At 61.8% G+C, this 23,814-nt stretch carries 17 protein-coding genes; 9 read left to right on the top strand and 8 right to left on the bottom strand.

Going from position 1 to position 23,814, the window contains the following annotated elements:
* Positions 1-2: 2 nt before the first annotated feature.
* Together JSS27_16430 and JSS27_16425 are read right to left on the bottom strand one after the other, a co-directional pair.
* Positions 3-353 carry a hypothetical protein gene (locus tag JSS27_16430; GenBank protein MBS0210532.1) on the bottom strand — a complete coding sequence of 117 codons (351 nt, stop codon included), beginning with the start codon at positions 351-353 and terminating at the stop codon, positions 3-5.
* A 264-nt stretch (positions 354-617) separates the two neighbouring features.
* A complete protein-coding gene (locus tag JSS27_16425; GenBank protein MBS0210531.1) occupies positions 618-1,511 on the bottom strand; it encodes a hypothetical protein in 894 nt (297 codons plus the stop codon).
* 351 nt (positions 1,512-1,862) lie between these two features.
* Here JSS27_16425 and JSS27_16420 point away from each other — a divergent pair, with 351 nt between their 5' ends.
* The 3 genes from JSS27_16420 to JSS27_16410 all read left to right on the top strand — a co-directional run bounded on the left by JSS27_16420 (position 1,863) and on the right by JSS27_16410 (position 4,993).
* Positions 1,863-2,618 (top strand): HAD family hydrolase, encoded by a 756-nt coding sequence (locus tag JSS27_16420; GenBank protein ID MBS0210530.1) that lies wholly within the window; start codon positions 1,863-1,865, stop codon positions 2,616-2,618.
* A 66-nt stretch (positions 2,619-2,684) separates the two neighbouring features.
* Complete coding sequence (lhgO, locus tag JSS27_16415) at positions 2,685-3,875, top strand: L-2-hydroxyglutarate oxidase (protein MBS0210529.1); 1,191 nt, start codon at positions 2,685-2,687, stop codon at positions 3,873-3,875.
* Between the two features lie 143 nt (positions 3,876-4,018).
* A complete protein-coding gene (locus tag JSS27_16410; GenBank protein ID MBS0210528.1) occupies positions 4,019-4,993 on the top strand; it encodes a hypothetical protein in 975 nt (324 codons plus the stop codon).
* 91 nt (positions 4,994-5,084) lie between these two features.
* Here the strand turns inward: JSS27_16410 and dnaB are convergent, their stop codons facing one another.
* From dnaB to JSS27_16380, 6 genes are all read right to left on the bottom strand, one after another.
* Positions 5,085-6,491 (bottom strand): replicative DNA helicase, encoded by a 1,407-nt coding sequence (gene dnaB / locus JSS27_16405; GenBank protein MBS0210527.1) that lies wholly within the window; start codon positions 6,489-6,491, stop codon positions 5,085-5,087.
* 321 nt (positions 6,492-6,812) lie between these two features.
* Positions 6,813-7,346, bottom strand: a complete 534-nt coding sequence (gene rplI / locus JSS27_16400) for a 50S ribosomal protein L9 (GenBank protein ID MBS0210526.1) — start codon at positions 7,344-7,346, stop codon at positions 6,813-6,815.
* Between the two features lie 71 nt (positions 7,347-7,417).
* Entirely contained in the window at positions 7,418-7,888 is a 471-nt protein-coding gene (locus tag JSS27_16395; protein ID MBS0210525.1) for a single-stranded DNA-binding protein, read from the bottom strand.
* 71 nt (positions 7,889-7,959) lie between these two features.
* Positions 7,960-8,379: a 30S ribosomal protein S6 gene (gene rpsF / locus JSS27_16390; protein MBS0210524.1), complete on the bottom strand. Its 420-nt coding sequence runs from the start codon at positions 8,377-8,379 to the stop codon at positions 7,960-7,962.
* Positions 8,380-8,470: 91 nt separating this feature from the next.
* The gene (locus tag JSS27_16385) at positions 8,471-9,028 is read right to left on the bottom strand and encodes an aminoacyl-tRNA hydrolase (protein MBS0210523.1); all 558 of its coding nucleotides are present in this window, start codon (positions 9,026-9,028) and stop codon (positions 8,471-8,473) included.
* A 23-nt stretch (positions 9,029-9,051) separates the two neighbouring features.
* The gene (locus JSS27_16380; GenBank protein ID MBS0210522.1) at positions 9,052-9,681 is read right to left on the bottom strand and encodes a 50S ribosomal protein L25; all 630 of its coding nucleotides are present in this window, start codon (positions 9,679-9,681) and stop codon (positions 9,052-9,054) included.
* Between the two features lie 776 nt (positions 9,682-10,457).
* Between JSS27_16380 and JSS27_16375 the strand changes: the two genes are divergently transcribed.
* The 6 genes from JSS27_16375 to uvrA all read left to right on the top strand — a co-directional run.
* Positions 10,458-11,063 (top strand): hypothetical protein, encoded by a 606-nt coding sequence (locus JSS27_16375; GenBank protein ID MBS0210521.1) that lies wholly within the window; start codon positions 10,458-10,460, stop codon positions 11,061-11,063.
* A gap of 64 nt (positions 11,064-11,127) precedes the next feature.
* Positions 11,128-11,901, top strand: a complete 774-nt coding sequence (locus JSS27_16370; protein MBS0210520.1) for a hypothetical protein — start codon at positions 11,128-11,130, stop codon at positions 11,899-11,901.
* Between the two features lie 129 nt (positions 11,902-12,030).
* Entirely contained in the window at positions 12,031-14,736 is a 2,706-nt protein-coding gene (locus JSS27_16365; GenBank protein ID MBS0210519.1) for a DUF1549 domain-containing protein, read from the top strand.
* An 86-nt stretch (positions 14,737-14,822) separates the two neighbouring features.
* Complete coding sequence (locus JSS27_16360; protein ID MBS0210518.1) at positions 14,823-16,118, top strand: DUF1501 domain-containing protein; 1,296 nt, start codon at positions 14,823-14,825, stop codon at positions 16,116-16,118.
* A 118-nt stretch (positions 16,119-16,236) separates the two neighbouring features.
* Positions 16,237-17,559, top strand: coding sequence for a S41 family peptidase (locus tag JSS27_16355; protein MBS0210517.1), 1,323 nt, complete (start codon positions 16,237-16,239; stop codon positions 17,557-17,559).
* A gap of 390 nt (positions 17,560-17,949) precedes the next feature.
* On the top strand, positions 17,950-23,814 hold a 5,865-nt coding region (uvrA, locus tag JSS27_16350; GenBank protein ID MBS0210516.1), incomplete at its 3' end, for an excinuclease ABC subunit UvrA.

The following is a 23,814-nucleotide window of genomic DNA, read 5'->3' as shown; positions in this document are numbered from 1 at the left end:
CGCTAATTCTGGCGCAGCGCTTTCACGCTGTACGAATTGCCGTAATACGACGTGTGGGCCCAAGACTGGGGCGCCTCGCGAGTGCCGAACCAGCCCCAGGGATACATCGGCGCCGCGGGACGCTGCTGCTCCCATACGACGTCGGGCGTTTGAATGCCGCTGCTGGAGTCGACCGGCAAGACGCGCGGCACGATCACCGTGTAGCGTGAGGTGGTCGGCGCATAGCCGGCCGTGTCGGGCGTGGCGCGAACCACGGAACGATGGAATGGCCAACCTGCTCGCGCCTCGACCCCGAAGGCCAGCACCAACAGACTCGCCGAGCAGAATCGCCAAATCACCGCACGCCGTCTCATTCGATCAAAGTCCAAATTCGCGCCGCACTCAACCGGAACCTGATTCCGGTTAGGACGGCACAATCGATCGATCCCTTAGTCTCTATCGACCGCGCCAGGCTGGCGCATCATGAACTTTCCGATGCCGGGGGCCAAACTTGCTAGCCCTGGTGGCAGAACAAGAACTGACAGCAGGCTAGCACCACCGCGCGCAGACGCCTTGCGGCAGAAAGCGCGCAGCGGTGCCCCCTGTGCTCCCTTCGAGAATGCGCATCGCGTGGCGGGTTACCAGTAATAGTTCCCGCGATATCCGTAGTTGTACGCCCCTGAGCCGTAGCTGGTGCATGAAGGGCTGTAGTACGACGAATAAGCTGGCCTCATGCACGAACTGCCGCCAGCGTACGGGGCTAGCGAAGCTCCGGCGGCGTAAGTGCCGGCGCTCGAATACGTCGGATACCCGTAGTAGCCTCCCATCGCCCACCCGCCCGAGAAAGGATAAGACGTGTAGTAAGGGCGATAGTTGTAATAAGAGTAGGTGTACGGATAGTTCATGCTATAGCCGTAGGGCGTGTAGCCGTACCACGAAGCGTACGGATACGAGTAGCCATGGCCCGAGCCGAAGTAAGCTCCAAACGGGAAGGTGCCATACCAGTAATTCATTCGCGGCTGATATATGTAAGGCCGATACAAGCTGCGGCCGTAATAGCGCGCGTACTGATACGGCGCGGTGTGATCGCCCACATAGCGCGTACGTGGCGCATCGCCCAACGGTTGTCGCACGTTGGCCGGCTCGAAGAAGACGGCTACCTGTGGCGACTGAGTTGACGTCGCGTTATTCCCGGCCACAGGACTGGCCGCCGCGGCACTGTTGGTGTTGGGCGCACCTTGCGGAGCTACCGCGTCGCGAGGCGCGGGCTTGCTATCCGCTGGATTAGCAGCCGCCCCGGAAAGGACACCAGGGGGCGCGTAGTAGTGGGCGTTGGCCCACGCGACCTGAGCCGCGTACTGCTGATACCAGGGCTGATTGGTTACCTGGGACGAGGCGGCGATCGGGTTGCCGAACGAATCGTAGTTCGTGACGGCCGCTCCCGAATAGCCATACTGCCCAAATGCCGCGGACTGACTAAATACTCCAAGGGCGCTGCACGCGAAGGCGGCAGCCAAAAGAAGGCGAGACATGATCGATCTCTCCGCACAGGGGGTGAAGAACACCCTCTCTCCATCCGTGATGCTAGTCCGCCAACGCCTCCTTCGTCAAGGATTACGTGGTGACTTACCGAGCCCCAATCGAACCAAAAGATCATGATTGCTAACCGATTGCCACAAAATGGGTTGCACGCAATAGAAAAGTCGAGTCCGACGCAGAGCGTGCCACCGTCCTAGCTTGTCTTGACCGTCAAGTATGGGGTTCCTAGACTTTCGCGACAAATTGTCGATCAAGCAGCATGAGCCGCAACACACGCAGCACCTGTGAAGGATTCACGGGCCCAAGGAAGTTTCGCTGCTCGATGATTCAGGGGGAGGGTCGCGATGAGTACGGAAACTCACGATCGTGCTACGCAGGAGCGCAGCCAAGCTTCAGCACGACAGGGCTCGCTACGGGCGCTGCTGTTCGATCTGGACGACGTGCTGTTCGATGGCACGATTTGGCGCCGCTGGCTGGTGCAGTTGCTCGGCAAGATCGGGCACCAAGTCAATTATCAGACCTTCTTCCAGCCCTGGGACCAGGTCCATCTCGAAGCTGTCTGTCGCCGGGCATCGACATTCGATCAAGCCTTTCGCTCGTTCTTGTCCGATGCCGGGTTGACGTCGGCCCAGGTCGACGAGGTGGCGGCGGCCGGACTTTCCCAGTGCCGACATTTGCAGGCTTCGTTGCGGCCGTTTCCTGGCGTGCGCGGCACGTTGGCGCGGTTAAAGCAGTCCGGCTGTCGGCTGGCGGTCGTTGCAACGAGCCCGTACACCGCAAACGACCTGTGCGCTCGGCTCAGGCCGCTGGGCCTCGATCGGCACTTCGATCTGGTGGCGTCATCGTTCGACCGCCAGCGCTATCTGCTCGACACCGACATCTTTCGCGATGCGCTCCACACGCTGCAAGTCGCCCCCGAAACGGCGGCCTTTGTCGGCCATGACTCCGAAGCGATTCGCAACGCTCGCGGCGCGGGCTTGTGCGGCATGGCGTTCAACTTTGACCGCGATGTCGAGGCCGACGTCCATCTGCGCCGCTTCGACGACCTGTACGAAATGGTCGACCACTCGGCCGCGCGGCCGATCAAGCGCGCAGCCTGACGCGCTCGGAGCCCTACTCGGTTCCGTTTGCATCGACGCCTGGCGGTCGACATAATCGACCGCCATATGGTGTTCGATTTGCTCGTGATCGGTTGCGGAATTGTCGGTTTGGCGACTGCCTGGCAGTTCCAGCGCCGTCGCCCCGGCGCGCGAGTGCTGCTGATTGACAAGGAAGCGTCAATCGCCTTTCACCAGACCGGTCGCAATTCGGGCGTCCTGCACTCGGGCATCTACTATCGGCCCGGTTCGCTGCGGGCCAACAACTGCCGCGTCGGCAAGCAAGCTCTGGTCGATTTCTGCCAGGAATATGGCATCGCCCACGATATTTGCGGCAAAGTGATCGTGGCGGTCGACGACGGCGAGCTGCCCGCGCTGCAGCGTATTTTCGAGCGCGGCCAGGCCAACGGCGTGGTGTGCGAAATGATCGACCGCGATCGGTTGCACGCCATCGAACCCCACGCCAGCGGTGTACGGGCGATCTGGGTTCCCGAGACGGGCATCGTTGACTATCCAGGTGTGTGCCGAAAACTGGCCGAACTGATCACGGCCAGCGGCGGCGAAGTCAGGTTGAACACAGCCGCGCGGCAAATCGCTGGCGACGGTTCGTTGGTGCGCGTCGTGACAACCGCCGGCGAGTTCAGCGCCAAGCAACTGGTGAACTGCGCGGGCTTGCACTCGGATCGGGTGGCGCGAATGTCCGGGGCGCAGCTCGACGCGCAGATTGTTCCCTTCCGCGGCGAGTACTACGAATTGAAGCCAGCGGCCCATCACCTTTGTCGCAACCTGATCTATCCGGTGCCGAACCCCGAGTTTCCTTTCCTGGGCGTTCACTTCACGCGGTTGATCCATGGTGGCATCGAGTGCGGCCCGAACGCGGTGCTGGCCCTGGCGCGCGAAGGGTACACTTGGCGCGACATCAATTTGAACGATCTATTTGAAACGCTGCGGTTCCGCGGGTTTCGCCGACTGACACGGCGGTATTGGTCGATGGGGCTCGATGAAATGGGGCGCAGCCTGAGCAAGGCGGCGTTCGTCCGCGCGCTGCAACGGTTGATCCCCGAAATCACTGCCGACCAACTGGAGGCGGCCCCCTCGGGCGTGCGCGCCCAGGCCGTCGGCAGCGACGGTTTCGTGATCGACGACTTTCTGATCGAAAGCCACGGCCGAGTGGTGAACGTCTGCAACGCCCCCTCGCCGGCGGCCACGGCCTCGTTGAACATCGGCAACCTGATTGCCGATCGACTGCTGGCCGAGTAGCCGGCTAGCGGCTGGGCTACCCTCTGGGGCATTTTCTCCGCATAAAATCCTCGTGTCAACTTTCCTTGCCGCTTTGGCGCGGCGTGACCATAATGAATTGATTACGGCCCGGTTCCTCGGCTCCTCAATCGCGAGCGCTTGCCATGCCCAAGGTTTCATTGCGAACGGGTTTGACATCATTGATCGTCGTGGCGGCTTGCGCCATGTTCGCCGTCGCGGCCGATGCGGTGAAGACCGTGACGGGCACCGCGCCCAAGCCCACGTTCGACAAGGAGTCGCGCGAATTGTTCGGTGGCGACCCGTTGAAGCTGTTGGGCCCCGGCGACCCCGGCGGACGAATCATGGCGGCAACCTCGGCCGGGGCGGCGCCGGGCGCACCCGCAGCACCTACGGGTGGTGGCGAGACCGCCGCGCCGGCAGGAAGTTCGGCCTGGTCCAAGATCATTACGGCCGACACGATCGAAGCCGAGATCAAGGGCCAGGTGCCGCAAATCGCCGACGCCATCAAGACCAATCCCAACTTCAAGGGGAACGGGCGCGACAAGGCGCAAATCTCGTTCACCATGTTGGCAGCGCTGTTCAACGTCATTGCGCAGTATGACGGCGATGTGAAGTGGAAGAAGGACGCCATCGGCTTGCGCAACAAGTACGCCCAGGTGGCCAAGAACTGCAAGACGAGCAGTGACGCGACGTACAAGGAGGCCAAGGCCCGCGCCGACGACTTGAACGAATTGCTCCGTGGTAGCTCGGTCGATTTGCCCAAGGAAGAAGCTCCGGACGATTGGGTGCAGATCGCCGGCCGACCGGTGCTGATGAAGCGGCTGGAAGAAGCCCGCACCAACAAGTTCGGCCCTTGGACTTCGGATAAAGGGGCCTTTGGCAAGAACAAAGACGCGCTGATGCGCGAGGCCCAGGTCGTGACGATGATCGCCCAAGTGATCAAGGACAAGACGTACGACTCGGCCGAAGACACCGAGTACGTCGGCTTTGCCTCGGACCTGGAAAAGCAGTGCTTGGAACTGCTCGACGCCGTGAAAGGAGACAACCAGTCGGCCGCACAATCAGCCGTCAGCCGCATCAGCAAATCGTGCGATACGTGTCACGGGAGCTATCGCTGAGAAGCGATTAGCCGCTAGCAATTAGCGATTCGACAAGAACCAGAAGCCTCGCATTTTTTTCTAATCGCTAGCCGCTAATAGCTAATCGCTTCTAGTTAAACCCATACTCATCGGTTCGTGCCAGATTCTCGAACCGCGTGTAGTCCTTGGCCCAGGCTACCTTTACGTCGCCAATTGGGCCATTGCGCTGCTTGGCGATGATGATGTCGGCCTGGCCGGCAAGTCGTTCTTTTTCTTCCTGGCTTGTGGCGTAGTACTCTTCGCGGTGGACGAACATCACCACGTCGGCGTCCTGCTCGATGGCGCCCGATTCGCGCAAGTGGCTGAGCCGGGGGATGTTCTCGCGCGACATTTCCGTCTGGCGATTCAACTGGGCCAGGCAGATCACCGGCACGCGCAGTTCGCGGGCCATCCCCTTCAAACGTCGAGCGATCTTGGCCACCTGTTCCTGGCGCGGATCCTTGGCGTTGTCCGGCTCGATCAACTGCAGGTAGTCGATCACCACCAGCGCCAGCTCATTGCGCAACTTCAGCCGCCGCGCCGCGGCAGCAATCTCGGTGATCGTTCGGCTGGGGGTGTCGTCGATGAATAGCGGGGCCTGGCTGAGCTTGTTCGAGGTTTCGACGAACTTGCGCCGATCCATGGCCGAGAGCATGTTGTTGCGCAGCTTGTGGCCGTTGATCCGGCCGTGCGAGCAGAGAATACGTTCGGCCAATTCGAGCCGCGACATTTCCAGGCTGACGAACAGTACGGTTCGCTCTTCCTTGGCGGCGCAGTGCTCGGCGATGTTGGCGGCGAACGCCGTCTTGCCCATGCTGGGCCGGGCCGCCAGGATAATTAGCTCCGAGCCGTGCATCCCGCCGGTCAAGGCGTCGATGTCGGTGAAGCCGGTCGGCAGGCCGCTGAGCCCGCCTCCTTGCTGCATCCGGGCGTCGATGCGGGCCATGGCTTCGTCAAGCACGTCCTTCAGGGCCAGAATCGAGCCGGTCCCCTTTTTCTCAAGGATCGCGAAAATCTTTTCCTCGGCCCGTGCCAGTAGCTCGCGAGCTTCGAGCGAATGGTCGTAGGAGTCTCGCAAGATTTCGCCGGCCGCGCCGATCATGGAGCGCAGGGTGGCTTTGTCGCGAACGATTTCGGCGTAATGCCCGGCATTCGTGGCCGTGGGGACCGCGTCGGCGATCTCGAGCAGGAAGTTGATCCCGCCGACCGATTCAAACTCGCCATGCTTGCGGAGCCGCTCGACCAGCAACGTCGAATCGATCCGCACGCCGTCGTTGTGCATGCCGAGCAGATGATTGAACAGCGTCCGATGCTCGGGGGCGAAGAAGTCGTCGCCACGGACGCGCAGCGCGATGTCATCGCAGCACTGCGGATCGAGCAGAATGCTCCCCAGCACCGCCCGCTCGGCGTCGAGATTCTGGGGGGGCTGGCGGTCAAAGAACTCGGTGACGCTCCGCTTGGCCCCGTTACGTCCTTCGCTGCGATCGGCGGTGGCCATGATTGCGTCACTCCCTTGATACGATTGTTGGCCACATTATCAGGCCGAGCGGCCCCCGCATGCAAGCGGCAGTTACGACTCTTCAAATGCGGCTATTTACCACGGAGACACAGAGGCCACAGAGAAGAAAATGACGAATGACGAAACCAGAATGACGAAGGGAAGGGGGGCGCGCTTCTGCCCTACTTTGCCTCCTTCCCCTCCGTGCAGTCCTCCGCGTCTCCGTGCCTCCGTGGCAAGTCCGCAATGCGCGTAAAAAAAGCCCTCGATGTTTACCGAGGGCTCTGGGAATTGTGCGGCAACAAGTTCGACCAAACCGAACTAGGCCTTGGCTTGTTCTTCGGCCACGGTCGGCACGACCCAGACCTTGAGATCGGCGTCGATCTCGTGCCCCAGGTGGATTTGCACGGTGTACAGGCCCAATTCCTTGAGCGGGCCCTTCAGTCGGACCTGGTCGTCGGTGATCGTCACTTCGCTCTTCTTCAGGGCGTTGACAATTTCGTGAGCGCCGACCGAGCCGTACAGGTGACCTTCTTCGTTGGCGTTGGCTTCGATGGTGATGCTCAGCTCGCCCATCGCATTCGCCTGGGCACGCAAGCCGGCCAAGCGCGCTTCTTGAATCTGGGCCAGGCGGGCGCGGTGCTTCTCGACCATCCGCTTGTGATGATCGGTGGCAATCGTCGCCAGACCTTGCGGCAGCAGGTAATTCATCGCATAGCCCGGGCGGACGCTGACCACGTCCCCTTGCTTGCCGAGGTGGTCGACCGACTGGATCAACAGCAGTTCGATGCCGCCGTGCTGTCCCTTGGGCAAGCGTTTGGCCCCGCGTAGCTTGGCAGTCTTGGCTTGTGGCATTTCAGTTTTCCCTGACGTCGTTTAACGGTTGAATGTATTATTGAATTGATTCGCTTAGAAAGGCCCAGCGTCTAAAATGGCACGTCGTCTTCCGGGCCCGACGGCGCCGGAGCATTGCCGCGCGAGGGTGCGCTGCGCGGCTCGGACGAATACTCGTCGCCTGACGAAGCACGGCCACGGCCTCCGCCGCCACCACCACCTCCGCCCCCTTCGCCACGGCCACCGAGCATTTGCATTACTTCGCCGACGACTTTCAGCTTGGTCCGCTTCTGGCCGTCCTTTTCCCAACTGTCGAGCTTCAAGCGGCCTTCGATCAGCACCGACGAGCCCTTTTTCAGGTACTCGCCCGCCACTTCGGCCGTGCGTCCCCACAAGGTGATATCGACGAAGGTCGTCTCGTCGACCCACTCGCCGTTGGCATTCTTGCGGCGATCGTTGACGGCCAGCCCGATGTCGCAGACCGCGGTGCTGTTCGTGGTGTAACGCACCTCGGGATCGCGGGTCAGATTGCCGACCAGAACGACTTTGTTGAAGCTTGCCATGATTCAGACTTTCAGCAGGTTCGCCGCCACGTAGGTACTCAATGCAACGGACGTGGCCCGCAGCCGCGTCGCTAGTTGCCCAGTTCTTCGGGAACAGCTTCCGCAATCGCCGGCGCCGGACGACGCACTACCGGCGCGGGTGCGCGCTGAACTTCGGTCGGGCCCGCCTTGGCGTGGCTGACCAGGGTTTCGACAATGCGCGGATCGATCTTCAGCACCAGCGAACGGAGAATATTCTCGTCCAAGTGGATCTCGCGATTCAGCGTGGCGATCTTCTCGGACGGCGCCTTGAAGTAGGCGATCCAATAGGTTCCCTTCCGCTGGCCGTTGATCGGATAGGCCAGCCGGCGCTCTTCCCACAGCCGGCTGACGAGGATTTCGCCACCGATCTTGCTGATCATGTCGTTGATCTGCTGGGCGACTCCGCCGGTATTGCGCGCGTAACGGTTCGAGTCGAGAATGAACATGGCTTCGTAAGCGTTTTCGGCCAAGATCGTCACTCCTGATGGCAATTACTTTGCTGCGATTGGTGCTGTGCTGCGATTGGTTCGTTGTATTGCGAATGTTTTGGGCAGTTACAGGTTAGTTGAATTGTGCCATCGCCGATCCGATGCCCTGGCTGGCCCAGACACCTACGGCGTCGGCCGCGCGCGGCACCTGAAAGGCCATCTCGGCTCGCTCGTCTTTCGAGAGCTTGCCCAGCACAAAGTCAGCCGGATCCCAGTTCTCGGGCAAGGGGCCAATGCCCAGCCGCAGTCGCGGCACCGCATCGGTTCCCAAGCAACGAATCGTGTCGTCCAGGCCCTTCTGGCCACCGGCGGAACCTTGCGCCCGCAAGCGGAGCTTGCCGATTGGCAGGGCAAAGTCGTCACAAACCACTAACACTTGTTCGTTCTGCAATTTGTAGAAGTCGCGTGCCCGCTGCACGCTGCTTCCACTGCGATTCATGTACATCTGCGGGCAAAGCAAGATCAGCCGTTCGCCAGCCACCGTCACGTCGAGCGCCTCGGCGTCGAACTGCGACTTGGGCGTGCCGGCCGCGGCGCGGCGGGCCAGTTCGTGGACCACTTCGAAGCCGACGTTGTGGCGAGTTCCCTCATATTTGCGCCCGGGGTTCCCCAGGCCAACGACCAGCTTCATGACGACGAACGTCCCCCAGCCTGTTACTCCTCTTCCTTTTCCCCTTCTTCGTCGGCCTTGCGGCCAATCACTTCGGGCTCGGCAGCGCCAGCTTCGGCAGCGGTTTCGTCCTCGACGTGCGGCGGCGAGCAATTGACCACGACTTCCTCGGCATCGGTGACCAGCTTCACATTCGGCGGCAGTTCGATCGCGCCAGCCGTCAGCGAGCCGTTCAACTTCAATTCGCCGATCCGCAGGAACAGCTTCTCGGGAATCTCGACCGCCAAGCAGTCGATTTCGACTTCATGCAATACGTGTTCGACCACGCCGCCTTCCTTGGCGCCAGCGGCGGTGCCGCGCAGCTCGACGGTGACGCTGACTTCGACGCGCTCGTCGGCGCTGACGCGAGTCAAGTCAATGTGCAGCACTTCGACACCAAAGGTGTCCCACTGCAGTTCGCGAATGAACGCCTTTTCCTTGACCGGGCCGTCCAAGTCGACCACGCGGGCACCGTGGCGCACCATCGCCTTGACCTGATCGACCGGCACGGTCAGGTAGACGTTCTTTTCGCCGTGACCGTACAGGTTCACCGGCACTTGCCCTTCGGCGCGCATCCGACGGTTGAAGCGTTTGCCCTGGGGTTCGCGAACTTGCACCTTCAATACTTCCGACATGATTCCTCTGCCTTATGCCTTACGAACTGTGTCGCACTGCCTTGCGCTGTGCGACGTGGCGTGTTTCGATAGTTAATACCGCAAGCGTGTGGATACCACGGGTGCGTCACGCAATCCCGAAGGACGCGCGACCGAGGGCGACAGCATCTCCGCAACTGCTGGCTGGCCACGTTCGGCATGACCAGTTGGCGGCAACACAAGCGCTCGGCTCGCGTCGCTCGACGGCAACCGCGGAACGCCCCCAGGCGAATCAAGCCATTGTGCCCACTTCGGACAAGTTTGCAACCCCGGTGAAAGCAAAATCTGGGGGCGTCACAAGGCAGGCAAAGTCAGAAAAGGGCAACGATTACGACGATAGGCTCGAGACCACATCGCAGCCAAGTGGCACGTCGCCGCGCTCACAGCACGCAACTAGGTCGCGGGCTGCCAAAGCTGGTAAAGCCGAGCGCCAACACCCCGTCAACGACGGCCCAAAGCTGCGCAGTCTGCCACCCAGGGAAAACGCTTGCGGGGTGTGATTTTCTGGGCCATCAACCACAGTTGTTTACCCATTTTGCCAAGTCGCCATTCGCAACTGGCATAGACCACAGAACCCCGCAAAGTGACGATTCCCCAAACCATTACTGACAAGCCGTTTGTGGCCTGGCGACAAACACCGGAAGGGGCAAATAATCGGCGGCGCCTGCGCATCGATTTCTTTAGCGGGTCGACCAGCCGTCGCCTGCCAAGCCTGAAGATAACTTGCACCCAGACGTTGCGTTAGCTGGATTCCCGCCATGAACGCCAATAGCAATCCCACCCAAAACAACAACGGCCGCCCAACGGAAAGCGATCTGTATTGGACCGCGTTCCGCTACCTGACCAACGAACTTCCGGCCAACGAACTGACGGCGTTCGAGTCGCGTTTGGCCGACGAGCAATCGGCTCGCGAAGCGCTGGCCGCGACGGTCACAATGGTCGGCGCCTTGGAAGCCTCCTGTGCTGTGAAGAATCGTGAACCGGTGACGATCACACGTCCCGCGACTCGTCGCGCGGGCTCAAGCTGGGCGCAAACAGCACGCCAGCGAATTGGCTGGGCAGCGCTGGGTATGGCGGCCTCGCTGGCCCTAATGATCGGTTTGCAATCGCTGCGACCGGCGCTCACATCGTTGCCCACCGAGATTGCCGCGCGTGATCGCGCCGCCGCGGCCGAGTTGGCCCTGGCCTGGTCACAAGCGGCCGAAGAGGAGAAGGTCGTCGATGCCGACGAGCAGATGGTCGCGGCATTGATCGACGCCGATCACGATCTACCCGCGGTCAATACACTCGACTCGGCCCATCTACCCGCCTGGCTGGTAACGGCCATGCAATCGCATCGTCCGACAGTGGGAACCGAGAACTAAACTGCCGGAACCGAGAACTAAACTGCCGGAACCGAGAACTAAACTGCCGGAACCGAGAACTAACATGACACGCGGATCGAAGCACATGCGCCGCTGGACGCTCAGCCTGGTCATTGCACTGGCCTGCTCACTGGTCGGCGCTCTCGTTGCTAATGGCGACGACAAGGCGCGCGACTCGAAAGACGGCAAAGCCGCCGAGACCAAACAAGCCGATGTCAAGGCAAAGAATAAGAACGAGCGCTCGCAAAAGACCGACAAGAAGAAGTTGGCCAAGCCGCTGGTCGCTGGCTTTACCGAAGGGCGCGAAGCGGCGGCCCTGGCGTTTGTGCGAATGAATCATCCCGAACTGATCGACCTGTTGGAGCCGCTGAAGGCCACCAATCCCCATGAGTACCAGAAGGCAATTCGCGATCTGTTCATGACCAGCGAAAAGCTGGGCGAGATGCAGCAGCGAAATCCACAGCGCTACGAGCTGGAATTGCAAGACTGGAAGCTCGGCTCGCGGGTTCAGGTGCTGGCCGTGCGGCTGGCGCTGCGCGAGAACGCCCCGGTCGAAAGCGAGCTGCGCCAGTTGCTGGTCGAACAGCAAGAAACCCGTCGGCAACTGTTGCTGCTCGAGCGCGATCGGCTGTCGAGCCGGCTGGCCGACATCGACAGCCAGATCACTCACTTGAACCAGGATCCTGGCAAACAGGTTGACACGCGCCTGGCCGAAATGGTCAACGCGGCCCGGGCCGTGCGCACGCAATCGTCGGACAAGAAAGCTAACGACAATCACACCGACACCACGGCCGAAGCGAAAGCTGAGAAATCCAACAAATCGAAGAAAAACGACTGAGCCCGAGAAACTTTCCGATCGGCTCGATCAATCGACATTAGCAGCGAGGCATGCCTGCCATTGTTTCGCTTGTCCCCTGCCCAATACCCCACGCCTGAAGTCAACTTCCCACCGGATACGAGAACGAACATGAAACGGATTTTCCTCGCCGCCCTGGTTTGCTTGGGTTTGCCGCTGACCGCCTGGGCCAACGACCCGATCGCGCCGGCCAGTCAGCGCTTTGCCGGCACGCCAACCGCCGAAGTCCCCAGCTTTCAGCGCCACGTGCTGCCGGTGATGGGACGCCTGGGGTGCAACGGTCGGGCCTGTCACGGCTCGTTCCAGGGGCAAGGGGGCTTTCGGCTCTCGCTGTTTGGCTATGACTTCAAGATGGACCACGACGCCCTGCTCAAGGGTGACGAGCCGCGCGTCGATCTGAAGAACGCGGCCAAGAGCCTGATGCTGACCAAGCCGACCGGAACCGAGGACGACCACGGCGGCGGTCACAAGCTGGACGTCGATAGCTGGCAATACCGGCTGATCAAGCGGTGGATCGACGCCGGGGCGCCGGCCACCGACGAAAACAAAGATCCGCAGTTCGTCCGCCTGGAAGTCACGCCGGCCGAGATCGTCTATGCCAAGCCCGGCCAGACAACCCAGTTGCGAGCGTTGAGCTACTGGTCGGACGGCACGATCGAGGACGTCACGCCCCTGTGCCGGTTCCAGGCGAATGACGAGTCAGTGGCCAAAGTCGACGCCAACGGCTTGATCACTTCGCTGAACAAGGGCGACACGCACATTGTCGCTTTCTACGACAACGGCGTGGTGCCAGTGTCGGTCATGCTGCCGGTGTCGGACAAGACGGGCCCGAACTATCCATCGGTCCCCACGCCGACCAAGATCGACGAGCTGGTGGTGACCAAGCTTCGCAAGCTGGGTATTGTGCCGGCCGAGTTGTGCAACGACGGCGAGTTCATCCGCCGCGTCACGCTCGACATCACCGGCCAGTTGCCCACGGCGACGGAAGTGACCGAGTTCTTGGCCGACAAGTCCTCGGACAAGCGGGCCAAAAAGATCGACGAATTGCTGACTCGGCCAGCTTATGCCGCCTGGTGGGCCACCAAGTTCAGTGACCTGCTCGGCAACAACGAAAACCAATTGCGCGTGATCAACAACGGCAAGGGGGAACTGCTGGTCGACCAGTGGTACCGCTGGCTGGTCAAGCGGCTGGACGACAATCTGCCGTACGATCGCATCATCGAAGGGATGGTGCTGGCCAGCGGGCGTAGCTCGAAGAATCAGACTTACGAAGAGTACTGCAAGGAGATGGTCGGCTACTACTTCGGCGACGACGATTACGCCGAGCGCGAGACCATGCCCCACTACTGGGCGCGCCGCAATATGAAGAAGCCGAACGAAAAGGCTCTGTCGTTCAGCTATGCGTTCCTCGGCGTCCGGCTGCAATGCGCCGAATGCCACAAGCATCCGTTCGACCAATGGAGCCAGCAGGACTTTCAACAGTTCACGGCCTTTTTCAACCGGATCGACTTCGGCACCAAAAACCGTGATGAATACAACGCGCTGATGGACACCTTGGGTATGCGCAACAAAAAACTCGGCGCGCGGGATGTCCAGGAAATCGTCGCCAAGGCGGTCAAGGAAGGGAAAGTCGTGCCGATACCCGAGGTCTATGTGGCCGTCGGCAAGACACCGCGTCAGCGTGGCAGCGACAAGGACACCAAGCGCGTCGAAGCGACGCGCGTCATCACCCCCAAGGTGCTCGGCGGCGAGGAAGTGGTCGAAAACGAAATCGACGATCCGCGTGAGCCGTTGATGGCCTGGCTGCGTCAGCAGGACAATCCATATTTCGCCAAGGCAATCGTCAACCGAGTCTGGGCCGCCTACTTTAACGTGGGCATCGTCGAGCCGCCCGATGACATGAACCTGGCCAATGCACCGAGCAACAAGGCACTGATCGACTGGCTGGCCGACGCCTTTGTCGAGCACAACTACGACTTGAAGTGGCTGCACCGGACGATCGCCAACAGCCGGACCTATCAGCTTGGTTGGCATACGAACGAAACCAACGAGTTGGACATCCGTAATTTCAGCCACTCGGTGCCGCGCCGCATGGCTGCGGAAATGGTCTATGACGCGGTGACCAGCGCCACGGCCGGCGGCGACGAGTTGAAGGCCCGGGCCGCCAATCCCGCCGAAAAGTGCGCCATTGGCAACACGCGCGGCTATACGCGCCGCGGCGGTGGCGGGCAATACGCGCTGACCGTGTTCGGCAAGCCGATGCGCGAAACGCCGTGCGATTGCGAACGCTCGAACGAGCCGTCGCTGTTGCAGACGGTCTTCCTGCGCAACGACAAGGAAATGTTCTCGATGATCGAACGCCAGCAGGGCTGGCTGTCGCAGGTGGCCGGCGCGCAGGGCGAGCAAGCCAAGAGAGAGGAGCAGGTCAAGCAACGGGCCAAGGCGCTCGAAGACCTGCGCAAGGTGCAAACTGAAATGAAGCAAGTCAACGCCAAGCTGGCCACGCTGGACAACTCGAAGAAGAGCAAAGGCGAGCGGGACCGCCTGACCAGCCAACGCGAACGGCTGAGCAAGACGAACAAGCAGATGGCCGAGAAGCTCAAGGGGATGCCAGAGGTTTCGACCGCGGCCAAGAAGCGGCCCTCGAACACCGAGGCGATCAACGAGGCCTATCTGCGAACATTCGCGCGGCGACCGACGAGCGACGAACTGGCCAATGCCGAGCAATACGTGAGAGAATCAACCGACGCGCGGACGGGGCTGCGCGATCTGATGTGGGCGCTGTTGAACTCGAAAGAGTTCCTGGTGAACCATTAAACGCACGCGTCACACCAGTATTTCCATCCAACCTGACTTTGAATCATTCGACTGGCCGCCGGCCTCATTGAAAAGGATTGACCGATATGTCACTGCACCAGTTTTGCGACGGACTCAAGCGACGTGACTTCCTGCGGGTCGGAGCCGTGGGCGGCCTGGGGCTGACCCTGGCCGATTACGCCCAATTGACCAAAGCCGGCCAGGTGAGCGGCAAGGCCAAAGCCAAGTCGGCGATCTACATTCGCCTGGGCGGCGGGCCGACTCACATGGACACGTTCGACATGAAGCCGGACGCGCCCGAGGAATATCGCGGCCAACTCAAGCCCATCAAAACGAACGTGGCCGGCGTCGAGTTCACCGAAAAGATGCCGCTCTTGGCCCAGCAGGCCGACAAGTTCGCCATTCTGCGCGGCGTCAGCCACACGCTGGCCGCTCACGAGTTCGGCACCAAGTACATGCACACCGGCAACCGACCGCTGCCGTCGCTCGAGTTCCCCTCGCTGGGCTCGGTCGTCTCGAAGGAACTCGCCGCGCCGCCGGACATGCCGCCGTTCGTCGCCATCCCCAACACGCCGCAAGGGGGCGGCTACCTGGGTTTGCAGTACGGCGCCTTTGCCACCAACGCCACGCCGAAACTGGGCCAGGAGTTCAGCGTCCGCGGCATCGGACTGCCCGGCACCATGACCATGTCCGACGTTTCGCGCCGCGAAAAGTTGCTGGCCTCGGTCGATCACACCTTTGCGTCGATCGAAGCCAAGAGCGACGTGTTGACCGGCTTGGACGAGTTCTCGGAGCAGGCTTTTAACATGATCAGCTCCAAGAAGGCCAAGGCCGCCTTTGACCTGGGCAAGGAATCGCCCGAGCTGCAAAAGCAATTCGGGGCGGATGATGTCGGCCAGAGCACTCTGTTGGCCGTGCGATTGGTCGAAGCGGGGGTCCGCTTTGTCACCGTCTCGACGGGCAACTGGGACATGCACGCCGACATCTACAAGAACCTCGACCGCCGGCTGCCGCCGTTGGACGCGGCCCTGTCGTCGCTATTCAGCAACTTGTACGACCGCGGACTGCTGGACAGCACGCTGGTCATGGTGACCGGCGAGTTCGGGCGCACGCCCAAGATCAACCAGCGCGGTGGCCGCGACCACTGGCCGCGCGCCATGTTCGTGCTGATGGGTGGCGGCGGAGTGCGTGGCGGCCAGGTGATCGGCGCCAGCGACGACAAGGGACAAGGCCCGGCGAACGACGCCATCGCTCCGGACGACGTGGCGGCTTCGCTGTTCCAGTCCCTGGGCATCGACCACCACAAGGAATATCACACCAACACCGGTCGCCCGGTGATGATCTCGCGCGACGGCAAGCCGATTCAGGCGCTGTTTGGTTAATTGTCGACTGAGTTTGCTCGTCGGAGAATATAAAAAGCCCAGAGGATCCACCTCTGGGCTTTTTCTTGCGCCCCCCCGGCATTTGGCGGCCGGCGCGCGTGACGTTACGATTGAGCCCATGCCACGACGAAATCTTTGGTTCCTGCTGCTGGCCGGTGTTGTCTCGGCCGTCTGCTTTCATCAGGCCGACGCGCTGTATCGCAATCGCCTGGGGCAGCAGTTTCAGACCTTTGCCAAGCTCCAGGAGTACATCGAGGAGTATTACGTCGAGCCGGTCGAGGACCGCGAACTATTCGAAGCCGCGCTGAGCGGCATGGTCGCCGATCTGGGAGACCCGAACTCGGCGTATTTCAATCCCCAGAAGAAAGCCCTCAGCCAGTCGCAGCGCGAGCAGCACTTTGGCGGCATCGGCGTCGAAGTGACTTACGATCGCATATCGAGGCAATTGTCCGTGATGAGTCCGATCGTCGGCACGCCGGCCTACGAAGCGGGCATTCTGGCCGGCGACATCATCGTCAAGGTCAACGATCAACTGGTCAGCGAAATGTCGCTGGAAGAAACGACCAATATCCTCCGCGGGCCGCAAGGGACCACGGTGAAGATCAGCGTGCTTCACCTGGGTGAGACCGAGCCGGTCGAGTTGACGATTCGCCGGGCGATTATCCGAACCGAGACGGTGCAAGGGGACCACCGCGCCCCCGACGGCAAGTGGGAGTATTGGATTCCCGATCAGGACAAGCTGGCCTACGTGCGAATCATTGCCTTTGGACGCGAAACGGCCAACGAGTTGGAAAGGATTATCGCACGGCTCGCGAAAGAAGGGCTGCGCGGACTGGTGATCGACGTGCGGAACGATCCCGGCGGCTTGCTGCACGGCGCAATCGATGTCTGCGAACTGTTCGTCTCCAAGGGGCGCATCGTCAGCACTCGCGGCCGCGGCGGCAAACTTCGCAAGGCATACGACGCCGACGGCACAGCGCCGTTTGCCAACCTGCCGCTCGTCGTGTTGATCAATCAATGGAGCGCGAGCGCCAGCGAAGTGACAGCCGCGTGCCTGCAAGATCACAATCGCGCGCTGGTCGTCGGCCAGCGGAGCTATGGCAAGGGAACCGTGCAGGATGTGATTCCACTCGAACAGGGCAAAGCCGAGTTGCACCTGACGATTGCCACGTATTGGCGGCCGAGCGAACAGAACATCCATCGCGGCAAGAAAGCCAAGGATTCGGATCCCTGGGGCGTCCAACCTGACCCGGGCTGCGAGTTGAAGCTCACCGACGAGGAAGCGGCCGCGCTATCGAAGCGGCGGCGCTATCACGACGCCATTCGCGCTCCCGGCGCCGTGAAGCCCCCCGAGGCCGAAGCGCCGCTCGACGACAAGCAGCGCGAGCTGGCAATCGAGAAGCTAAAAGAGTGCGCCGCGGGCAAAGCCAAGAGTATTTAGACTGAGCCCCGCGCAAAACTTGGGTAGCCCCGGTAGCTCGTCTACCGGGGCGGGCTCTGCCCGCAAGAGGGATGCGAAAGCGGCTTGCGCTGTTTAGGATACAACCTTCAGCGTTAGCCGTTCCTTTGCCTCTGGTGGCTGCGCCACACCGATTGGCGAGCAATCGTGCTACCCAACTCCGCCGTAATCTGCGACTTATTGGCCGCCAGCAGTCCCCGAGCCGTAGATCGTTTTCTGATTTCCGCCGGGTTGTCGAAACCGCCTCCGCACCTACAATTATCAGCTTGCGCTGAAAATGCGTGCCACGGCTCGGGCTAGCACTTCATTTAGGTGCCCCAGCCCGTGCTGCCCCCGCCGCTTGGCAACCAACGGAGTGATTTCGGCCCGCTTATGGCTGCATCGGATATCGTCATCAAGGGCGCGCGCGAGCATAATCTTCGCGGCGTCGATCTGGTTCTGCCCCGCAACAAGTTGATCTGTTTGACTGGCGTCAGCGGCAGCGGCAAGTCGTCGCTGGCGTTCGACACGCTCTATGCCGAGGGGCAACGCCGCTACGTCGAGAGCTTGTCGAGCTTCGCGCGTCAGTTCATCGGCCAGATGCCCAAGCCCGACGTCGAGTTGATCTCGGGCCTGAGCCCCTCGATTTCGATCTCACAAAAGACCAGCGGCCAAAACCCGCGCTCGACCGTCGGCACGATTACTGAAATCTACGATTACCTGCGCGTGCTCTACGCGCGGTGCGGGCACGGCCATTGCCCGAACTGCAATCGCCGCATCACCGCGCAAACGCGCGAACAGATCATCGCCCGCGTGGCCGCGCTCGAAGTCGGCACGAAGTTCTCGCTGCTGGCCCCGCTGGTCAAGGCGCAAAAGGGTGAGTTCCGCGACCTGTTCGAGGAGTTGTTGAAGGAAGGCTTCGTCCGCGCGCGCGTCGACGGAACGGTTGTATCGCTGAATGATGCGTTGAGCCTCGATCGGCAGATGCGCCATGACATCGAGGTGGTGATCGACCGCCTGACGGCCGGATCGGACATTCGCGCCCGGCTGGCCGAAGCGGTCGAGTTGGCCTTGAAGCTGGGCAAGGGAAACCTGGTCGTCGCCTTGGACGCCGGCGAAGCGTCGCGCGCGGCCGCCGCTGAAGAGCGCCCCGAGGAAGCAGCGACCGAAGTAAATGATGAAGCGCCGCCCGCCACCTCGCGCGGGCGCACGCCGCGCGGCGCGCGAGCGCGCTCGAAGGATGATCTTTATCTGTCGGCGCATTACGCCTGCACGCATTGCAACCTGAGCTTCGAGCCGCCGACGCCCCAGTTGTTCAGTTTCAACAGCCCGCAGGGGATGTGTCCCACGTGCATGGGCCTGGGCGAAGTGTTCAGCTTTGTGCCCGAGTTGCTCATCCCCGACGCCAGCCGTTCGTTCATGCAAGGCTGCTTCGAGCTGATTGGCTCGTGGCGCGACTTGGGACGGTGGCGCAAGCATATCTTCGAAGGGGTCGCCGCGACGCTCGAACGGCAGCATCAGCTCGAATCGGGCACGGTGCTCGAAACCGCCTGGGAAGAATTGCCCGCCGAGATTCGCCAGCAATTGCTTTACGGCACGGACGATCTGCATATCACGTTCACCTGGAAGCATGGCGGCGGCGTCCACAAGTACGGTGGCAAGTTCGAGGGGATCATCCCCGAACTGATGGGCAAGTACAGCCAATCCAAGAGCGGCATGCAGCTTCGCCAGCTCGAAAAATACATGCGCACAATGGGCTGCGGCCAATGCCAGGGAACGCGGCTCAACCCACAAGCGCGCGCAGTAACGATTGCCACCAAGAGCGCCGCGTTCGCCGATCGGCCCACGCGCAGCCTGCCCGAGGTGTGCGACTTTGCCGTTTCGGAAGCGGTCGAGTTCTTCGGCGAGTTGGACCTGGACCGAACGTCGCAAATTGTCGCGGCCGAGGTGCTGAAAGAAATCCGCGGGCGGTTGGGCTTTCTGCTCAATGTGGGGCTCGATTACCTGACGCTTAGCCGAACCGCGCCGACCCTCTCGGGGGGCGAATCGCAGCGGATTCGACTGGCCGGGCAGATTGGCTGTGGCCTGGTTGGTGTGCTGTATATCTTGGACGAACCGTCGATCGGGCTGCACCCGCGCGACAACGATCGCTTACTGGCCACGCTTGAACAACTGCGCGACTTGGGGAACACGGTCGTCGTTGTCGAGCACGATGAAGATACCATGCGCAACGCCGACCACCTGGTCGACTTTGGCCCCGGGCCGGGCGTGCGCGGCGGCGAAGTCGTGGCCGAAGGAGACGCCACGGCCATCGCCAAGGCGTCGCGCAGTCTGACTGGCGATTTTCTGTCGGGCCGCCGCAAGATCGAGATTCCCTCGCAGCGGCGGCCGATTGGCGACAAACGATTAACGATCGTCGGCGCGGCGGCCAACAACCTGAAGTCGATCGACATCGAGATTCCGCTCGGCGCGTTCGTTTGTGTCACCGGTGTGAGCGGCAGCGGCAAGTCGTCGCTCGTTGATGACATTCTGGTTCAGGCCCTGTCGCGTGACTTGAACGGCGGCGAGGGCGTGCCCGGCAAGCACGAGCGGATCGATGGCGTCGATCACCTCGACAAGCTGATCGCCATTGATCAATCGCCGATCGGGCGCACGCCGCGATCGAACCCGGCCACCTATATCAAGGTGTTCGACGACGTTCGCAATTTATTCTGCCAATTGCCCGATGCCAAGGCTCGCGGCTACCAGGAGGGACGTTTCAGCTTCAACGTGGCCGGCGGCCGCTGCGAGGCGTGCGAAGGGAACGGCTCGAACAAGCTCGAAATGGACTTCCTGGCCGACGTCTGGGTTACCTGCCCGGTGTGTGAGGGGCACCGCTTCAATCGCGAAACGCTGCAGGTGCGATTCAAGGGGAAGAACATCGCCGAAGTCCTGGAAATGGACATTCAGCAAGCGCTCGAACACTTTGTCAACGTGCCGAAAATCGCGCACAAGCTGCAGACGTTGCACGATGTGGGGCTCGACTATCTAAAGCTGGGGCAGCCGTCGCCGACGCTATCGGGTGGCGAAGCGCAACGCGTCAAGCTGGCCCGCGAGTTGGTCAAACGCAGCACCGGCAAGACGATGTATCTACTCGACGAACCGACGACGGGGCTTCACTTTGCCGACATCCAGATGTTACTCAAGGTATTGCACAACTTCGTCGACGCCGGCAACACCGTCCTGGTGGTTGAACACAATTTGGACGTGATCAAGACAGCAGACTGGCTAATCGACCTCGGCCCCGAAGGGGGCGCGGCCGGCGGCACCCTGGTCGCCGCCGGCACCCCCGAGAACGTGGCCAAGGTCTCGGCCTCGTACACTGGTCGCGCCGTAAAGGCCGTCTTGAACGGCACGACGTCGGCCGCGGTCGCCAAGAAGAAACCTGCCAAGGCGATTCCGCACGCCATGACGGCCATCAACGTCCGCGGCGCGCGTCAGCACAACCTGAAGAACATCGACATCTCGGTGCCCCGCGACCAGATGACCGTTTGCTGTGGCCCCAGCGGCAGCGGCAAGTCGTCGCTGGCCATGGACACGATTTATGCCGAAGGGCAACGCCGCTACGTCGAAAGCCTGAGCTCCTATGCCCGGCAGTTCGTCGCGCAAATGCAGAAGCCGGTGCTGGAACACATTGAGGGGCTGTCGCCGGCTATCGCGATCGAGCAAAAGAATCTGGGCCATTCGCCCCGCTCAACGGTCGGCACCGTGACCGAGATTTACGATTATCTGCGCATCTTGTTCGCGCGAATGGGCAAGCCGTACTGTCCCGATTGCGACATTCCCATCGGTACGCAAACCGCCGACGAGATCATCGACAAGCTGATGACCGAGTCGGACGGCACTCGGGCGTACCTGATGGCGCCGCTCGAAGTCGAAGTCGGCGACAGCTACGACGCCCTGTGGACTGATTTGCGCAGCGGCGGCTATCAGCGCATCCGCGTCGATCGGGCAACGTACGAGTTGTCGTCACCGCCAACGATCGACCGTCGGCGCAAGCACTTGGTCGAAGTAATCGTCGACCGAGTCACCATTCGCGCTGGCGGGCGCAGCCGACTGGCCGACAGCGTCGAAAGCACACTTGCCCTGGGCAAAGGCGTATTACACGTCGTCTTCCCCGTCGAAGGAGTGGCCGAAAGTCAGTGGCCCGCGGTCATTCACAGCCAGCACTTTGCCTGCGATCGCTGTGGCCGCAGCTTCGAGCCGTTGTCGCCGCACCACTTCTCGTTCAACAGCTCGCTCGGCTGGTGCTCGTCGTGCGAAGGGCTGGGGACGCAACTCGGCGCGAATATGAGCGCCTTGATCCGCGATCCGAAGTTGACGCTGGCCGAAGGGGCAGTTGACCTGTGGCCCGGCTTGGACAACGTCATGTTCAAGCCCATGCTCGAATCGCTGGCCACTCACGCAAGCCTGCCGATCGACGTGCCGCTCGAACAGCTTTCGGCGCGGCATCGACGAATTGTCATGCACGGCACCGGCGAAACCTGGTTCCCCGTCCCTCGTCCGGGCGCGAAGGGCAAGTTGGCCGCTCCCTGGTTCCGCTTTCAATACAAGGGGCTCTACCCGGCGCTTGACGAAGCGTCCCGGTTGTCGCAGGCCCTGCGTGGCAAGCTGGAACACCTGGTCGACGAGGTCGAGTGCTCGACCTGCGCGGGTAGCCGACTGCGGGACGACGCCGGCGCGGTTCGGTTCCGTGACCGCACGATCGACGACCTGTGCCGGATGTCGCTGGGCACGCTGCTCGACGTGGTCAAAGGGCTACGACTCTCGGCCGCCGAGCGCAAGGTGGCGGGCGAACTGCTGCGCGAAGTCGAGAACCGCGTGCAGTTCCTGGTCGACGTGGGGCTTGAATACCTGGCGCTGGCGCGCAGCGCGCCGACTCTGTCGGGTGGCGAAGCGCAGCGCATCCGGCTGGCCAGTCAGGTCGGCAGCGGCCTGACCGGCGTGCTCTACGTGCTGGACGAGCCGACCATCGGACTCCACCCGCGCGACAACCGGCGGTTGATTCAAACTCTGGCGCGGCTGCGCGACTTGGGGAACACGCTACTATTGGTCGAGCACGACAAGGAAGTGATCGCTGGTGCCGACCAGTTGCTCGATTTCGGCCCGCGCGCTGGCGAGTTCGGCGGACAGATCGTCGCTCGCGGCACGCCCGAGCAGGTGTCCAAGATCAAGACCTCGGTGACCGGGCCTTACCTGAGCGGCGGCAAAGCAATTCCGGTGCCGACGAACCGTCGCACGCTCGCGCGTAACGACGACGCCGGCAATGCCAAGCCGAAAAAGGGCAAAGCCAAAACCAAGGCCAAGCCAACGACTAGCAAGAAAGCCCCCGAGCTGCAACAGTTGCCGGTGCTCGAACTCGTCGGCGCTCGGCACAACAACTTGCACAACGTGACGGTGCAAATCCCGCTGGGCACGTTCACGGCCGTGACGGGCGTGAGCGGCAGCGGCAAAAGCTCGCTGGTCGAGGACGTGCTGTACAACGCGCTGGCCCGCACGCTGCACCGCGCGCGGACCTTTGCCGCGCCGCACGACGAGATTCGCGGCATTGAACAGATCAACAAGGTGATCCGCGTCGATCAGCAGCCGCTGGGGAACACGCCGTCGTCGAACCCGGCGACTTACACGGGCTTGTTTGAGGAAATCCGCGAACTCTATGCCCACCTTCCCGAGGCCAAGCTGCGCGGCTACTCGGCCCGGCGTTTCAGCTTCAACGTCCCCGGTGGTCGCTGCGAGAAGTGCGAAGGGAATGGGCAACTGCGGATCGAAATGCACTTCTTGCCAGACGTGTGGGTCGAGTGCGACGAATGCCGCGGCAAGCGCTACAATGCCGAGACGCTGGCCGTCTGCTTCCGCGGCCAATCGATCGCCGACGTGCTCGATATGCCGGCCAGCAAGGCGCTGGAAGTGTTCGCTCATTTCCCGCGATTGCGCCGCACGCTGCAAACCTTGTGCGACGTGGGGCTCGACTACATCCGCTTGGGCCAGGCCGCGCCGACCCTTTCAGGTGGCGAAGCCCAACGCGTGAAGCTGGCCGCCGAACTGTCGCGACCCGACACGGGCCAGACGCTCTACCTGCTTGACGAACCGACCACGGGTTTGCACTTCGACGACTTGGCCAAGCTGCTCGAGGTGTTGAATCGGCTGGTCGATCTGGGGAACACGGTCGTGGTGGTCGAGCACAACCTGGACGTGGTCAAGACCGCCGACTGGATCATC

The sequence above is a fragment of the Planctomycetota bacterium genome (genome assembly GCA_018242585.1).
In the GTDB taxonomy this organism is placed as follows: Bacteria; Planctomycetota; Planctomycetia; order Pirellulales; family PNKZ01; genus JAFEBQ01.
This window is presented reverse-complemented; position numbering and strand designations above follow the sequence as displayed.

Excerpts from the sequence above, each read along its gene's own strand:
- JSS27_16430 (MBS0210532.1), bottom strand. The coding sequence starts at position 353 with ATGAGACGGCGTGCGGTGATTTGGCGATTCTGCTCGGCGAGTCTGTTG.
- JSS27_16425 (MBS0210531.1), bottom strand. The coding sequence starts at position 1,511 with ATGTCTCGCCTTCTTTTGGCTGCCGCCTTCGCGTGCAGCGCCCTTGGA.
- JSS27_16420 (MBS0210530.1), top strand. The coding sequence starts at position 1,863 with ATGAGTACGGAAACTCACGATCGTGCTACGCAGGAGCGCAGCCAAGCT.
- lhgO (MBS0210529.1), top strand. The coding sequence starts at position 2,685 with ATGGTGTTCGATTTGCTCGTGATCGGTTGCGGAATTGTCGGTTTGGCG.
- JSS27_16410 (MBS0210528.1), top strand. The coding sequence starts at position 4,019 with ATGCCCAAGGTTTCATTGCGAACGGGTTTGACATCATTGATCGTCGTG.
- dnaB (MBS0210527.1), bottom strand. The coding sequence starts at position 6,491 with ATGGCCACCGCCGATCGCAGCGAAGGACGTAACGGGGCCAAGCGGAGC.
- rplI (MBS0210526.1), bottom strand. The coding sequence starts at position 7,346 with ATGCCACAAGCCAAGACTGCCAAGCTACGCGGGGCCAAACGCTTGCCC.
- JSS27_16395 (MBS0210525.1), bottom strand. The coding sequence starts at position 7,888 with ATGGCAAGCTTCAACAAAGTCGTTCTGGTCGGCAATCTGACCCGCGAT.
- JSS27_16385 (MBS0210523.1), bottom strand. The coding sequence starts at position 9,028 with ATGAAGCTGGTCGTTGGCCTGGGGAACCCCGGGCGCAAATATGAGGGA.
- JSS27_16380 (MBS0210522.1), bottom strand. The coding sequence starts at position 9,681 with ATGTCGGAAGTATTGAAGGTGCAAGTTCGCGAACCCCAGGGCAAACGC.
- JSS27_16375 (MBS0210521.1), top strand. The coding sequence starts at position 10,458 with ATGAACGCCAATAGCAATCCCACCCAAAACAACAACGGCCGCCCAACG.
- JSS27_16370 (MBS0210520.1), top strand. The coding sequence starts at position 11,128 with ATGACACGCGGATCGAAGCACATGCGCCGCTGGACGCTCAGCCTGGTC.
- JSS27_16365 (MBS0210519.1), top strand. The coding sequence starts at position 12,031 with ATGAAACGGATTTTCCTCGCCGCCCTGGTTTGCTTGGGTTTGCCGCTG.
- JSS27_16360 (MBS0210518.1), top strand. The coding sequence starts at position 14,823 with ATGTCACTGCACCAGTTTTGCGACGGACTCAAGCGACGTGACTTCCTG.
- JSS27_16355 (MBS0210517.1), top strand. The coding sequence starts at position 16,237 with ATGCCACGACGAAATCTTTGGTTCCTGCTGCTGGCCGGTGTTGTCTCG.